Source organism: Methanohalophilus portucalensis, assembly GCF_002761295.1.
In the GTDB taxonomy this organism is placed as follows: Archaea; Halobacteriota; Methanosarcinia; order Methanosarcinales; family Methanosarcinaceae; genus Methanohalophilus; species Methanohalophilus portucalensis.
Map to the genome: position 1 here is coordinate 1,900,885 of NZ_CP017881.1, position 12,812 is coordinate 1,913,696.

General features: G+C 41.9%; 10 protein-coding genes. 4 read left to right on the plus strand and 6 right to left on the minus strand.

Annotation, left to right across the window (positions count from 1 at the left end; all coding sequences use genetic code 11):
• Window positions 1–9: 9 nt before the first annotated feature.
• A complete protein-coding gene (locus BKM01_RS09815) occupies window positions 10–813 on the plus strand; it encodes a DUF1638 domain-containing protein (protein WP_072358239.1) in 804 nt (267 codons plus the stop codon).
• 113 nt (window positions 814–926) lie between these two features.
• Here the strand turns inward: BKM01_RS09815 and BKM01_RS09820 are convergent, their stop codons facing one another.
• Window positions 927–2,816 carry a PAS domain-containing sensor histidine kinase gene (locus tag BKM01_RS09820; protein ID WP_072358241.1) on the minus strand — a complete coding sequence of 630 codons (1,890 nt, stop codon included), beginning with the start codon at window positions 2,814–2,816 and terminating at the stop codon, window positions 927–929.
• Between the two features lie 532 nt (window positions 2,817–3,348).
• On the opposite strand from BKM01_RS09820, the gene BKM01_RS09825 reads away from it, so the two are divergent.
• Window positions 3,349–4,641, plus strand: a complete 1,293-nt coding sequence (locus tag BKM01_RS09825) for a multiheme c-type cytochrome (RefSeq protein ID WP_143744090.1) — start codon at window positions 3,349–3,351, stop codon at window positions 4,639–4,641.
• Window positions 4,642–4,656: 15 nt separating this feature from the next.
• On the opposite strand, the gene BKM01_RS09830 is transcribed toward BKM01_RS09825, so the two are convergent.
• The 4 genes from BKM01_RS09830 to BKM01_RS09845 all read right to left on the minus strand — a co-directional run bounded on the left by BKM01_RS09830 (window position 4,657) and on the right by BKM01_RS09845 (window position 9,746).
• A complete protein-coding gene (locus tag BKM01_RS09830; protein ID WP_072358245.1) occupies window positions 4,657–5,418 on the minus strand; it encodes a succinate dehydrogenase/fumarate reductase iron-sulfur subunit in 762 nt (253 codons plus the stop codon).
• A complete protein-coding gene (locus BKM01_RS09835; RefSeq protein ID WP_072358247.1) occupies window positions 5,418–7,094 on the minus strand; it encodes an FAD-dependent oxidoreductase in 1,677 nt (558 codons plus the stop codon). The genes BKM01_RS09830 and BKM01_RS09835 overlap by 1 nt, the downstream gene beginning before the upstream one ends.
• Window positions 7,081–8,502, minus strand: a complete 1,422-nt coding sequence (locus BKM01_RS09840; RefSeq protein ID WP_084006227.1) for a class II fumarate hydratase — start codon at window positions 8,500–8,502, stop codon at window positions 7,081–7,083. The genes BKM01_RS09835 and BKM01_RS09840 overlap by 14 nt, the downstream gene beginning before the upstream one ends.
• Before the next feature lie 116 nt (window positions 8,503–8,618).
• Window positions 8,619–9,746, minus strand: coding sequence for a DUF2117 family protein (locus BKM01_RS09845; RefSeq protein ID WP_084006228.1), 1,128 nt, complete (start codon window positions 9,744–9,746; stop codon window positions 8,619–8,621).
• A 168-nt stretch (window positions 9,747–9,914) separates the two neighbouring features.
• Between BKM01_RS09845 and larA the strand changes: the two genes are divergently transcribed.
• Entirely contained in the window at window positions 9,915–11,159 is a 1,245-nt protein-coding gene (gene larA, locus BKM01_RS09850) for a nickel-dependent lactate racemase (RefSeq protein WP_072358251.1), read from the plus strand.
• Between the two features lie 11 nt (window positions 11,160–11,170).
• Here the strand turns inward: larA and BKM01_RS09855 are convergent, their stop codons facing one another.
• On the minus strand, window positions 11,171–11,995 hold the full coding sequence (locus BKM01_RS09855; RefSeq protein ID WP_072358254.1) for a molybdopterin synthase: 825 nt from the start codon (window positions 11,993–11,995) through the stop codon (window positions 11,171–11,173).
• Between the two features lie 111 nt (window positions 11,996–12,106).
• On the opposite strand from BKM01_RS09855, the gene radC reads away from it, so the two are divergent.
• The gene (radC, locus tag BKM01_RS09860; RefSeq protein ID WP_072358256.1) at window positions 12,107–12,796 is read left to right on the plus strand and encodes a RadC family protein; all 690 of its coding nucleotides are present in this window, start codon (window positions 12,107–12,109) and stop codon (window positions 12,794–12,796) included.
• Window positions 12,797–12,812: the final 16 nt, after the last annotated feature.

A 12,812-nucleotide genomic window follows, 5' to 3' on the forward strand; every position in this document is an offset into this window, starting at 1 on the left:
GATGAAATCATGCCATCACTATACATTGTTTCCTGTCGTATGTTTGAGGATGAACTGGTACATATATTTGAGGAAGAAGAGAATACTAACCTTCTAATTGTTGAAAATGAAAATACAGAAGGTATCGAAAGAAAGCTAAATGAACTTTCTATAAAATACGAAAAAATAGCACCGGAAAATATTGATAAGTATCCAGGCAATAAGGAAGATTTCATTGTTGTATTGCATCTTCTCGAATTTGCACTGGATGCGGAACCTTCACTTCTCAAAGATAAAGTATACAAGACTATTGAAGACAACGGGAAATACTTCGATGGAATCCTTGTTTTTTACGGTCTTTGTGGCAATGTTCTTGGTTCACTCGAAGAAGATTTTGCCCATCTCAATATTCCAGTACGAATTCTCAAGGATGCTTACGGAAATATAGTAGATGACTGTATATGTACTGCATTCGGAAACAGGGAATCCTACATGGAAGCAATGCAGGGAGATGAAAGGGGAGAAGGGACATACTTCCTTACACCAATGCAGGCAGCTAACTGGAGAGAAATGCTTGTTCTCGCAAAACTTACGCCTGATCCCAACAATATTGAAATGACTAAAACTGTTTTTGATTATTCCGGCTATAAAAATGTAGGGAAAGTTGATACAGGTTTGCACTACGAAAAGGATTTCGAAGACACTGTTGAAGAATTTGCCACCCTTTTTGATTTCAAAAAACGTAACTTTACAGGTTCCACGAAAATTACTGATCAGAATTATTATTCAATAAAGAAGGATATGCTTAGAGAAAATGGACAGTTAGAATTGTAAATCACAAATATATCGCTAAATTTTAAATTGAACTGGTTCGTTGCTGGATGAATATACTTCAGCTGAAAAACTCATTATTTTTACCAGCCAATTTACCCATATAGGATGATTACTTAATTTAAAGGAATCGTGAAAGTAAAAGTACTTCCTTTTCCGACCTCACTTTCTATCCAGATATCTCCACCATGCATCTCCACGTATTTTTTCACAAGTGCAAGACCCAGGCCAGTACCACCATATTCCCTGTTAGTTGAAGAATCGGCTTGCTTGAAAGGATCAAATATACTTTTTTGTTTATTTTCTGGGATGCCAATTCCAGTATCTGAAACTGATATTTGGGCAGTGTTACCAACAGTGCTCAAACAAACCTTTACCTCTCCGTTTACAGGTGTGAATTTGATTGCATTACTCAGTAAGTTATGCAGGATTTGTTTAACTTTTACATTATCTGCAGATATTTCAAAAAAATCAGTAGTATTGATAAATTGGAGATTAATAGATTTTTTCATTGCCAGAGGTTTTACCAAACCAATTACGATTTTAATCGTTTGTGACAGATTAATTTGTTCAGGCTCATAATCCATCTTACCAGCTTCAACTTTTGAAATATCAAGAATGTCATTTATTAAGTCTAGCAAGTGGCTTCCGCTATTGAAGATATTGGATAAATACTTTAATTCTTTCTCATTCAGATTACCAGAACTGTTTTGATCTAATATTTGTGAATAACCAATTATGGAATTAAGAGGAGTCCTTAGTTCATGGCTCATATTTGCAAGGAATTCCGATTTGGTACGATTTGCTTCTTCTGCAAGAATTTTTGATTGAATAATAGCATCTTCAGCATTTTTGCGATTCGTAATATCAATATGGGTGCCTGTCATCCTTATGGGTTTATTTCCGTCCTTACTCCATTCAACAACACACCCACGGTCTTCTATCCACACCCAGTGACCTTTCTTATGTTTCATACGCAGTTGACACTCATAAAATTCAGTTTCGCCTGCAAAATGTTTGTTTAACAATTTTTCAGCCCGTTTGTAGTCGTTGGTATGAGTCAGGTTAATCCATGTTTGAATATTAATTGGTTTAAGTTCATCAAGTGTATATCCAACAATTTCAGCCCACCTTTCGTTAAAAAATGCCTCACCTGTCTGCACATACCAATCCCAAATTCCTGCTTTAGTACCTTTTAATGCAAGATCCAATCGTTTTTCACTTTGCTTGACTTTTGCTTGCGCCACTTTATGGTTCGTTATATCCTGAACGTGTACAAGATAACCATCTATACAATCCATACATAATGCAGATATTTTCACATTTACATAAATAATACCTGAACGACTTGTATTATACAAGTCTAGTTTTTTGACAAGTTCAAAATCAAAAGTCGTTTCATACTCAACCGTTTCACCGGCAAGCAACTGTTCTCTTGTATAAGCAGGTAAATTTGGGTCATCAAAAAGATTGAAACCTTTTACCTCTGCAACATCAGATATACCAAAAAGCTTCAAGCAGGAAGTATTCACATCGATTAAGTGTCCTTCAGAATTGTAAACTTCAATTGGGATTGGCGATTCTAAATAAATTTCCTTAAACCTTTGTTCACTTTTCTTTAATGCCTTTTCCACAGATTTACGTTCAGTGATATCTATGTGTTGCAGAAGGACATTTGTTGGTTTTTCTTTAGAAAGAGGTGTAACTTTCATCAAAAACCAGCGCTGCTTTTCCGGGCTATGGCAGGGATATTCCAGTTTAAAAGTATTTTTATTGCCATATATTACATCTTTTATGCCATCTAATGCAATTTGGGCTTCATCTGAATTTTTACCTGTTGCTTTTTCACATACCTTCAGATAATTGGCACCTGCATTACATTCTTCTGGATTCAAACCATTATCTTTTGCAAATTGTTTCCAGCTCTCATTGGCATAGGATATTATTCCATCTGGAGAAATAATTGCGATATTATCTTCCCATAAATCAAATAATTCCTTATTCAAAGAATCCCCATTGGTTGTTTTAGTAAAATTAAAATGCACTTTTATGTTAAAGAAACAAATATTCAGTGAAATTAGTTGTCAAATTATATATTATTTCTGCATATAATATAAGCAAATTATATACCCAATCGTTTATATAATTTATTTTGTTTGAAATTTTTAAATATAAAAATATTTATCCAGAGGTATTGCGAACTTAAAAGTACTTCCTTTTCAACTTCATTTTCCACCCAAATACTACCTCGATGAAAACACTAAAAAAATATTCAGACACAGGATTGGGTTTATCCGTTGTAAAAAAATGGTTGAGTTACATGGCGAAAAGGTGTGGGTAAAAAGTCAATACGGCAAATACAGTGTATTCGGATTCAACCTTCCCTTAAACCTCAATGATAAAAATTTACAATAAGGAGTGGAATCCAAAAAGCTCCACACCAGTACTAAAATCGCAACAAATAGTCTACTTTTTGCCCTATTATACTAAATACAATCATATCCATATTTTATCTAGAGATTAATGTGGGGGTATTAGTTGCTCAAAATAGTTGTAACACTAGCTTTGTTATTATTCTTATTAACAGGTATGGCAGGGGCCTGGCAGCCAGAAACGTGCAAGGATTGTCATCTTGAAAAATATGAGATATGGAATTCTTCTGCACATGCAGAATCCTTAAACTCTGCAGGGGGGTCGGTTGTTGATATTGAAAGGTGTACTGAGTGTCATGTTGAATCTTCCATTAAAGAAACCTGGGGGAGGGAAGATGTGGAAAACACAATTGAACCAATCACCTGTGAAGTATGCCATCTCCCCCCGGATGAAGGCTATGATGCCCATCTGGACACTCCATCAGCCCATATCCCGGAAGTTACCCTTTCTGCTGAAATGTGTGGGAACTGCCACAGGGATTCCCACCATCCGTTCATCGAGGAATGGGGTGAATATGACACCGAAAGCTTTGAGATGGAGTCCATGGCAAGTCATTCCGAACCCACTGATGTGGCGGAACCCTTCATTCTGGACAGGGATAACTCATGTGTCGCATGCAAGAGCACTGATGGGGCTATTCCATCTCTGGAAGATGAAAGCATCTATGGCCTAAACCTGAATGATGTTCCACAACCTGAATATGTAGAAGAATGGCGTGTCACCTGTGTAGCCTGCCATGAACCACATTCCGCCGAATACCGTAGAGAAGGGCCTCTTCTTTGTGGAAATTGTCATAATGGTATGGGTGCCACGGCAGATGGCATGACTACGGAAATCCACCATCCCAACTGGGAAATGTATAACGATTCCATCTATAACACAGGCAACCACCCTGAGATCGGGTGTTCGGATTGTCATATGGCTTCAAGGCAGTACAATGACACCACACATGAAACAGCCGTGACAGGCCATACGTTCGATTATGAACCCGAACTGTTATTCAGTTTAGAATCATCCGGGGAATGCTATGATTGCCATGATGAAGAGTTTGCAGAGGTTATTGAAACAAGACAGGATTTGATTGCGCAAAGGATTGAAGAACTCAAAAGTGTACAGAACAATGCCAGTGTTGTTCTGGAAAATCTCAATGGTACGGCTTCCTATGAAACAAAACTTGAGGATTACAACAATGCAGTCTTTTACATGCATTTTGTTGAAGAGGACGGAAGTCTTGGCATTCACAACATGGAAAAGGCCAATGAATACCTGGACAAATCAGATAAATTATTCAATTCTGTAACTGAAACTGAAGAGCCTGTTGAGCAACCCGGATTTGAAGCAATTGTTGCAGTCTTTGGCCTGATGTTTATGTTCTGGATAGCAAGGAAAAGGGATTGAATTATCCCTTAACTTTTAATTTTCTTTGTTCTTTTCAATTTGCTCTCTGAGTGCCTTAATACCCATTGTGGGTGGAACTTTTTTCGGGCAGACTGCCACACATTTATAGACAAGGTCACAACCCCATACACCAGACTCTGAATCAACAAAATCCAGTCTTTCCTTACGACTGGCATTATTCTCCCGGGGATCGAGATGCATACGCCAGGCCTTTGCAAGAGTTGCAGGGCTGAGATACGTGTCATCTCTTGCAGCCACCGGACATGCACCGTGACAACAGGCGCACAGTATACAGTTGGTATACTTCTCAATCTTTTCCCGCAGGTCCGGACTCACCAGGTTACCCCCTTCAGGATGTTGTTCAGGAGAATTTATCCAGGGCTTGATAGAATCCACCAGATTATAGAATGTATCCATATCCACAATCAGATCACGAATTACCTCCAGATTAGACAGGGGTTCAATTAAGATTACTTCATTTTCTGCTTCTGATTTCTGACCTGCTACAAATATATCATCTGAACCTTCTCTGGTATTTTCTTTTTTAGCAATGCCTACCTGTGTCCTGCAGGCAAGCCGGGGAACCCTGTTGATAAGCATTCCACAACTCCCGCATACGGCACCCCGGCATGCATACCTGAAACAAAGACTGCCATCCATGTGTTCCTGCACATAGAAGAGGGCCTCCAGTACCGTCATCCCTGCAGTTTCCTCAATCTCGAAAGAATCATACCACTCCCTGCTTTCATCCTGGCGCTTGATTTTCAGGTAAACCATCAGTATTCCCTCCTTTTTGGTTGGAACTGCGTAATCGTCACATCCTTGTATTTCAGCTTAGGTTCGCCATCCTCCAGATAGGCAAGAGTGTGCTTGAGCCAGTTTCCATCATCCCTTTCCAGAAAATCGGTCCTGTAATGCGCACCCCGGCTTTCCTCCCGCACCAGTGCACCTTCAGTTATAACCCGGGCAATATTCAGCATTCCTTTAACTTCAAGTACATTCGTCAATTCCATATTGAATGCCCTGACCCTGCTTTTCACATGGATGTTTTCACCCCGTTTTTCCAGGCCCTTCACACTTGCAAGCCCGGTTTCAAGATCTTCACGGTTGCGATAAACACCCACATATTTCTGCATGGTCTGTCTTAATTCATCTTTTACATCGGCAAAACTTTCCCCGCTGTCACCCATCATTGAATCAATATTGGATCTTTCTTCCGCAAGGCTTTCATTGAGGCTGTCTTCAGAAGGCATATCAATGTTTTTCACAGCATTGGCCGCATGTTCCCCTGCTCTTTTTCCAAATACAATTGTATCAAGTAATGAATTGCCTCCCAGCCGGTTTGCCCCATGCACACTGATACAGGCACATTCCCCAATTGCGTACAATCCGTCCAGCGGTGTCAATCCATCTTTGCCGGAAGAGATGCCCCCCATGGAGTAATGATGGCCCGGTTGTACCGGAATCGGCTCCTTTATAGGATCCACTCCGGCAAAATCAATACATATCTGACGGATGCCGCTCAGTCGCTCATTGATCAGTTCCTTACCCAGATGGGTTATATCAAGCTGCACATAACCTCCGGGAAAGCCCCGTCCTTCATCGATCTCGGTCTGGATGGAACGTGCAACGATATCTCTGGGAGCCAGTTCCATTGAGTCAGGTGCATATTGATCCATGAATCTTTCATGGTCTTTGTTGTAGAGGTAGCCCCCTTCCCCCCTTACACCCTCGGTTATCAGTATATTGGCACCCCACAACGTAGTTGGATGGAATTGTACAAACTCCATGTCCTGAATGGGAACTCCGGCGCGGTAGGCCAGACTTATTCCAAAACCTGTATTGATTATGGAGTTCGTGGAACGCTGGTATATACGTCCGTAACCGCCTGTTGCAAGTATAACCGCTTTGGCCCTGAACGTTTCCAGCTCAGAATCAAGCAAATTGAGTGCCACAAAGCCAGTGCACCTATTGCTATCCGTAGCCAGGCGGGTTACCATCCACTCATTGTAGATCCTGACACCGGACCTTAACACCTGTTCGTACAGGGTGTGCAGCAAATTATGCCCCGTTCTGTCCCCGGCATAACATGTCCTGGGAAAGCCGGCACCTCCGAAAGGGCGCTGGGCTATTTTCCCATCTTCAGTGCGGGAAAACAGTGTTCCCCAATTCTCCATTTCATAAACTCTTTCGGGGGCCTCCTTGCAAAGAATTTCGACTGTATCCTGATCTGCAAGGTAATCACTCCCTTTTACTGTATCATAGGCGTGACTGTCCCAGCTGTCATCGGAACCTATGGATGCATTTATCCCTCCCTGTGCAGCTACGGAATGGCTGCGGATGGGTGGAACTTTCGAGATTACTGCCACATCAGCCCCATGATTTTTAGCCTCAAGCGCAGCCCTGAGACCGGATAAACCTCCACCTATCACTATAATATCATGTTCTATCATTTCCTGCCCCCGTCATATTAAGTGGATCCAACAGGTCATCGATCTCCTCTTTTGAAAGACCCAAATCTTTTCTTTCTACTACTTCACGTATGGTACTGTTTGTCCTGTATGCTTCATATGTGATTTCCGCAGCCCTTTCATAACCGATTATAGGTGCCAGGGAAGTTCCCAATGCAAGACTGGATTCTGCCATTCTTGAACAGTGATCCGCATTGACGGTTAAACCCCTGAGACAGCGTTCATTGAAAGAATCGATTCCCCCTGTCAGAATTGTTATCGAATTAAGAATATTATGAGCAAGAACCGGCGTAAATACGTTCAATTCACATTGTCCCGCCTGTGCTGCCATCATTATGGCAGTATCGTTTCCAACCACCTGGAAACACACCATGTTCAGCATCTCTGCCATCACAGGGTTGACCTTACCCGGCATGATCGAGGAGCCAGGCTGCACTGCCGGCAGCACGATTTCCCCGAAACCGGTGCGTGGACCGCTGGATAACAATCTTAGGTCATTTGCAACCTTAATAAGGCTCACTGCAATACCCTTTAAGGCCGCAGAGGTGCCCAGAATAGCCCCTGCACCCTGTGTGGCTTCAAAGGGATTTTCCACTAACCTGAAATCAATACCTGTGATATGATTCATTTCCTGAATCGCTGTATCACCAAATCCTTCAGGAGTATTGAGACCAGTACCCGTGGCCGTACCCCCCATATTAAGTTCCTTCAAATCCTCCAGTGTACTTTCCAGTCGTTGTTTATCCAGTTCCAGCATCCTCGAATAGCCACTGAATTCCTGCCCCAGGGTCACTGGCACGGCATCCTGCAGATGGGTTCTGCCGGGTTTTACCACCCCAATATACTCTTTGGCTTTTGCATCAATTTCATCCTGCAGGGTATTAAGTACAGGCAAGAGTTTATTTGTTATCTTTTCCGTAGCAGCAATATGGATTGCCGTATGAGTCGCGTCATTGGAGGACTGGGACATATTAACATGATCATTGGGATGGACCACATCATAGCGACCCTTATGATAACCCAGGATTTCAAGAGCCCTGTTGGCAATAACCTCGTTGGCATTCATATTCTGGGACGTGCCAGCACCTGACTGGAAAGCATCCAGCACGAAATGGCCATCAAATCTTCCACTTCGCACTTCCTGAGCGGCTTTGTAGATTGCCTCACCCAGATTACGGTCAAGTTTGGCGGCTTTCATATTGGCTTTTGCAGATGCCATTTTGATCGCAGCCTGTGCCCTGATAAAAGCAGGAGGCAGCCTCTGACCACTTACCCTGAAATTTATCACAGCACGGGCGGTTTGAGGACCATAATAAACATTGTCTGGAACCTCTACCTCCCCAAGTGTGTCTTTTTCAACCCTCACCATTATATCACCTGTAAAAGGCATTTTATACACCGGCTTTACGTCATTTCAAACCGGCAATTCCAAAACTACCTGATAAAAATAAAATATCTTCAGTAATAAGTGTATGTAACGAACTGGAATGCCCAGAGGGATACAGATTAATAATTGGATTCCAGGGGGTAGAAAATCACATGTCTTATGTGAGATTTTGCCAGATCAAGAATTTGTTCTTCCAGATAAGATTTTGAGGGAAATTCGGGGTGGGATGTAGAAAAGAACGAATGTTTTATTTTTTCTCCCACTATATCGTCACAACCGCTTTCAACCTGTATTATCGTAGAACCTTCGCAATATTCATTTTCAGCAAGCACATTGTCCCTGTCACCATCAGTAATTCCTATCAATGGTATTTCCAGACGTTTCAGGATACTTCCTGCAATCGCCGTTGTGTCATCCCCAACTGAAATTACCAGATCCGCTTTTCTTGCAAGTTCGAATGTCCTTTCCGCTTCATGGTTAATAATTACGGCCCTCCATAACTGGTGCTTATGAACATCAATTCTTTCCCTGTTCATTGATTCCAGAACAGGAGTGCGGCGTAAATTTCCACTTTTTATCCACGCATTTTCAGGGTCAATCTTACCGATGTATGAAGCAAGTTTTTCCACACCATGTTTTTTCAATTGTCCGCCCTTGATAGCAGTAATAATCCCATCCTCAAATATTAATTCCACATTCTCACTATTGGCGTAACCGATTACAAGGCCGTTGACCATTATGGATTCTCCGGGCAGGACCCCTGAAATCGCGCGTATCTTTTTATTATCGTTTTTTCTGATAGATGGTTGCCTTGCAGTTTCAGGGTACACCAGTGGCATACCCAATTTCCTGCATAGCCAGTATACATCGGAATTTACATCTTTTCCCCTGTGAATAACTTTCCCGTCCGAATTCCCGGGTCTTTCAACCTGTACAAGCGGGACGCCAATGTCCACCCTCTCCGCCACCAGATTTCCAAAAACAGTCCCACTTTCAATGGTTTTTCCATGATTTAAAAGGAATATACATTCACACTCTTTTGCAAGTTCAGTGATCGCCTCACTGGGTTTGCTCAGGCTCCAGATATCAATTAACTCTTCAAGAAAAGAATCCAGAACGGCCAGTTTACACATCGTCCCGGCAGCTACAGCATACACATCTGCCCTTGCTGAAAGAAGTTGTATTATTTTGCCGGCCCAGCCACTATCTATTATTTCCGGGCCGTGTATTATAATTCCATATTTCATCCTGTCATCCTTGTACTTAATGTCTCATAGGTGAAGATAAATTTATATCTTATCGATTCAAACCCTCAACCTGACAAAAGTCGGTCTATTCTGAGTAATATCCATCCCCTCCATTTTACCGTCATATGCGACTTTTGTCTTCATTGCAAATAAATGAGGACCGACAAAATGACCGTAATCACTGTACCCTATGGTAACGAAAGTATTGATGTCAATATTCCGGATTCCAATATGGGTGATATCCTGATGCCCTCTGAAATAGAAGTACAATCTCCCCCCGATGAGCTTGTAAAAAATGCTCTTGCAAATCCGGTAGACAGCAAACGACTTTCAGAAATCGTAACACCAGAATCCAGTGTAGCCATCATAGTCAGTGATATTACCCGTCCATCCCCTTCTTCAACAATGCTCCCAATACTTCTTGAAGAATTAAAATCCGGAGGATGTACCGAAGAAAATGTAACGGTGGTCTGTGCCCTGGGACTTCATCGCCAGCAGACTGAAGAAGAGATTAAAAAGATACTTGGACATCTTTATGGAAAAGTCAGGTTTGTTGAACACAATAAAGAGAATTGTGTAAAGGTGGGAACAACTTCCAGAGGGACCCCGGTAGAAATATTCAAAGAAGTTTATGAGTCTGATATAGTAGTGTGTACCGGCAACATTGAATTCCATTATTATGCAGGTTACAGTGGAGGTGCAAAAGCGATCCTTCCCGGAGTAAGTTCCAATAATTCTGTTATTACAAACCATAAGATGATGACCTTTGAAGAGGCAACTACCGGCAATATCGACAGTCCTGTAAGACAGGATATGGAGGAAGCGGCGAAAATATTCGGCCCGGATTTTTTAATCAATGTGGTCCTCAACAGCAAAAAAGAAATCGTCCGGGCTGTAGCCGGTGATATTATAGCTGCCCATAGAAAGGGAGTTGAATGTGTGGATAAAATGTACAAGGTGAAAGTGGAACCTGCAGAGGTTGTCATTACAGCAACCGATGCCTCAAAAGGGATGAACCTCTATCAGGCCTACAAACCACTGGACAATGCAAAAATGGCAGTTATTGACGGAGGCACCATCTTGCTTGCAGCCCCCTGCGGGGAAGGGTTTGGTCATGAAATATTTGAGCGCTGGAGCCGACAATGCAGTTGTCCTGCAGAAACAATTGAAAAATTCGACTCAGATTTTGAGTTTGGGGCTCATAAAGCGGCATTTATCGCACAGCTTGCAATGAAACATGATTTGCTCATGTATTCAGAAATGCCTGAAAAGGATGTACAGGATGTGTATTTCAAGCCTGTAGCAGACATCCAGCAGGCAATTGATTCAATCATTGCAGAGAATCCGGCCGTGAGAATCCATTTTATGCCCCATGGCCAGAGTACCCTTCCAATTACAAAAGAAAAAAATTAAACTAGGGGGTTTCACGCATGATCGTGGACCCAGAAATCACCTTCCATGGTGACTTCTTTTTTCCATATGGGCACCTCTGACTTTACTCTTTCAATCGCATCACTCAGGGCTTTAAACAGCTCCTGCCTGTGGGCCGATGCTACAACAATATACACAATATCCTCTCCCCGCATGAGCCGGCCACTTTTGTGATGGATTAACACTTCGATAATTCCTTCTCTTTGTTTAAGGTCATTACATATCTTTTCTATACGCTCATCAGCAACACTCTCATATTTCTCAAATTCGAGCATTTTTGTGCTGATATCATCTGTCTCCCCTCTTACTACACCGGTGAAAGTACCGATACTTCCAGCCAGAGGAAATTCAGGTATACGACGTATTTTGTTAATCATACTGTTCAGGGTTACGAATTCAGATGTTTGGTGTACAATTCCTGCAACTTCGTCCATATCCCAGTCAGAACACGGAGCAAGCCTGAGTACAACATTCCCTGCTTCCCCTTCCATCTCTCCCAGCATTATTTTGGGTAAGTCACTATTTGTAGCTCCTTCCACGATAGCGTACTCCATACCCCTGTCAGCAAGGACTTCAAGGGCTTCATCCAGTCCTGCCCCACGTTGAATAGAAACCATACCTTCCTCGGAGACTGCAGTCACGTTTTCAGCCCCAGAATCAAAATGTTTTCCCGTATCTTTTTCGGGGGAATCAAAACGATGGTCATGCATGATTTTTACAGTACCAACTTTACCCTTCAAAGCAAGTTTTTCAACCAGCCTGCAAACAAAAGTTGTCTTGCCGGTATTTTTGTAACCAATAACAGCTACGGCTTTCATAATTATGGCATGGAATTATAAGTATAAGTAGGCATTGGATTGGCTGACATAATTTGATAATTAAAAAATATTACGAATTATTTATATATAAGATTATTATTTATTTAATGTATGGATGAACAGAAATTAAGGGTACAGGATATGCCCCATGAAGAAAGGCCAAGGGAAAGAATTGCAAAATATGGGCCTTCGGGCCTTTCCAATACGGAATTGCTTGCAATAATCCTGCGAACCGGAACGGCAAAGGAAAATGTGATCAATCTATGTAGCCGTATTTTTTCAAATTATTCTATCAAAAATTTGAGTCAGGCCAATATCACAAAACTGACCGAAATCCATGGAGTAGGGATTGCAAAGGCATCCCAGATCTCTGCAATATTCGAACTGGCTCGCAGGCTTGAGAAACATTCAGATGAACCGCTGCCACGCATCCGTTCCCCGGATGATGTGTACAAGCTCCTGTATCCCCAGTTGAGGTGCCAGAAAAAGGAACATCTTACAACCCTTCACCTTGATACAAAAAACCAGGTCCTTCGGGAAGAAGTGGTATCTATAGGCAGTCTCAACGCTAACATTGTTCATCCAAGGGAAGTATTCAAATCAGCCCTTCTGGAATCAGCAGCCTCTGTAATTCTTACACACAATCATCCATCGGGAGATCCCACACCAAGCAGGGAAGATATAAACGTTACCCGTAAACTTGTTGATGGCGGTAAAATACTCGGAATTGATGTACTGGATCATGTGATAATCGGGGAAGGAAAATTTGTGAGTTTGAAGGATGAAGGATATATTTCCTGACAAAAGATTTAAAGCA

Bases quoted from the DNA above. Each gene is read 5' to 3' on its own strand.
- BKM01_RS09815 (WP_072358239.1), top strand. From the start codon at position 10: ATGCCATCACTATACATTGTTTCCTGTCGTATGTTTGAGGATGAACTG.
- BKM01_RS09830 (WP_072358245.1), bottom strand. From the start codon at position 5,418: ATGGTTTACCTGAAAATCAAGCGCCAGGATGAAAGCAGGGAGTGGTAT.
- BKM01_RS09835 (WP_072358247.1), bottom strand. From the start codon at position 7,094: ATGATAGAACATGATATTATAGTGATAGGTGGAGGTTTATCCGGTCTC.
- BKM01_RS09840 (WP_084006227.1), bottom strand. From the start codon at position 8,502: ATGCCTTTTACAGGTGATATAATGGTGAGGGTTGAAAAAGACACACTT.
- BKM01_RS09845 (WP_084006228.1), bottom strand. From the start codon at position 9,746: ATGAAATATGGAATTATAATACACGGCCCGGAAATAATAGATAGTGGC.
- larA (WP_072358251.1), top strand. From the start codon at position 9,915: ATGACCGTAATCACTGTACCCTATGGTAACGAAAGTATTGATGTCAAT.
- BKM01_RS09855 (WP_072358254.1), bottom strand. From the start codon at position 11,995: ATGAAAGCCGTAGCTGTTATTGGTTACAAAAATACCGGCAAGACAACT.
- radC (WP_072358256.1), top strand. From the start codon at position 12,107: ATGGATGAACAGAAATTAAGGGTACAGGATATGCCCCATGAAGAAAGG.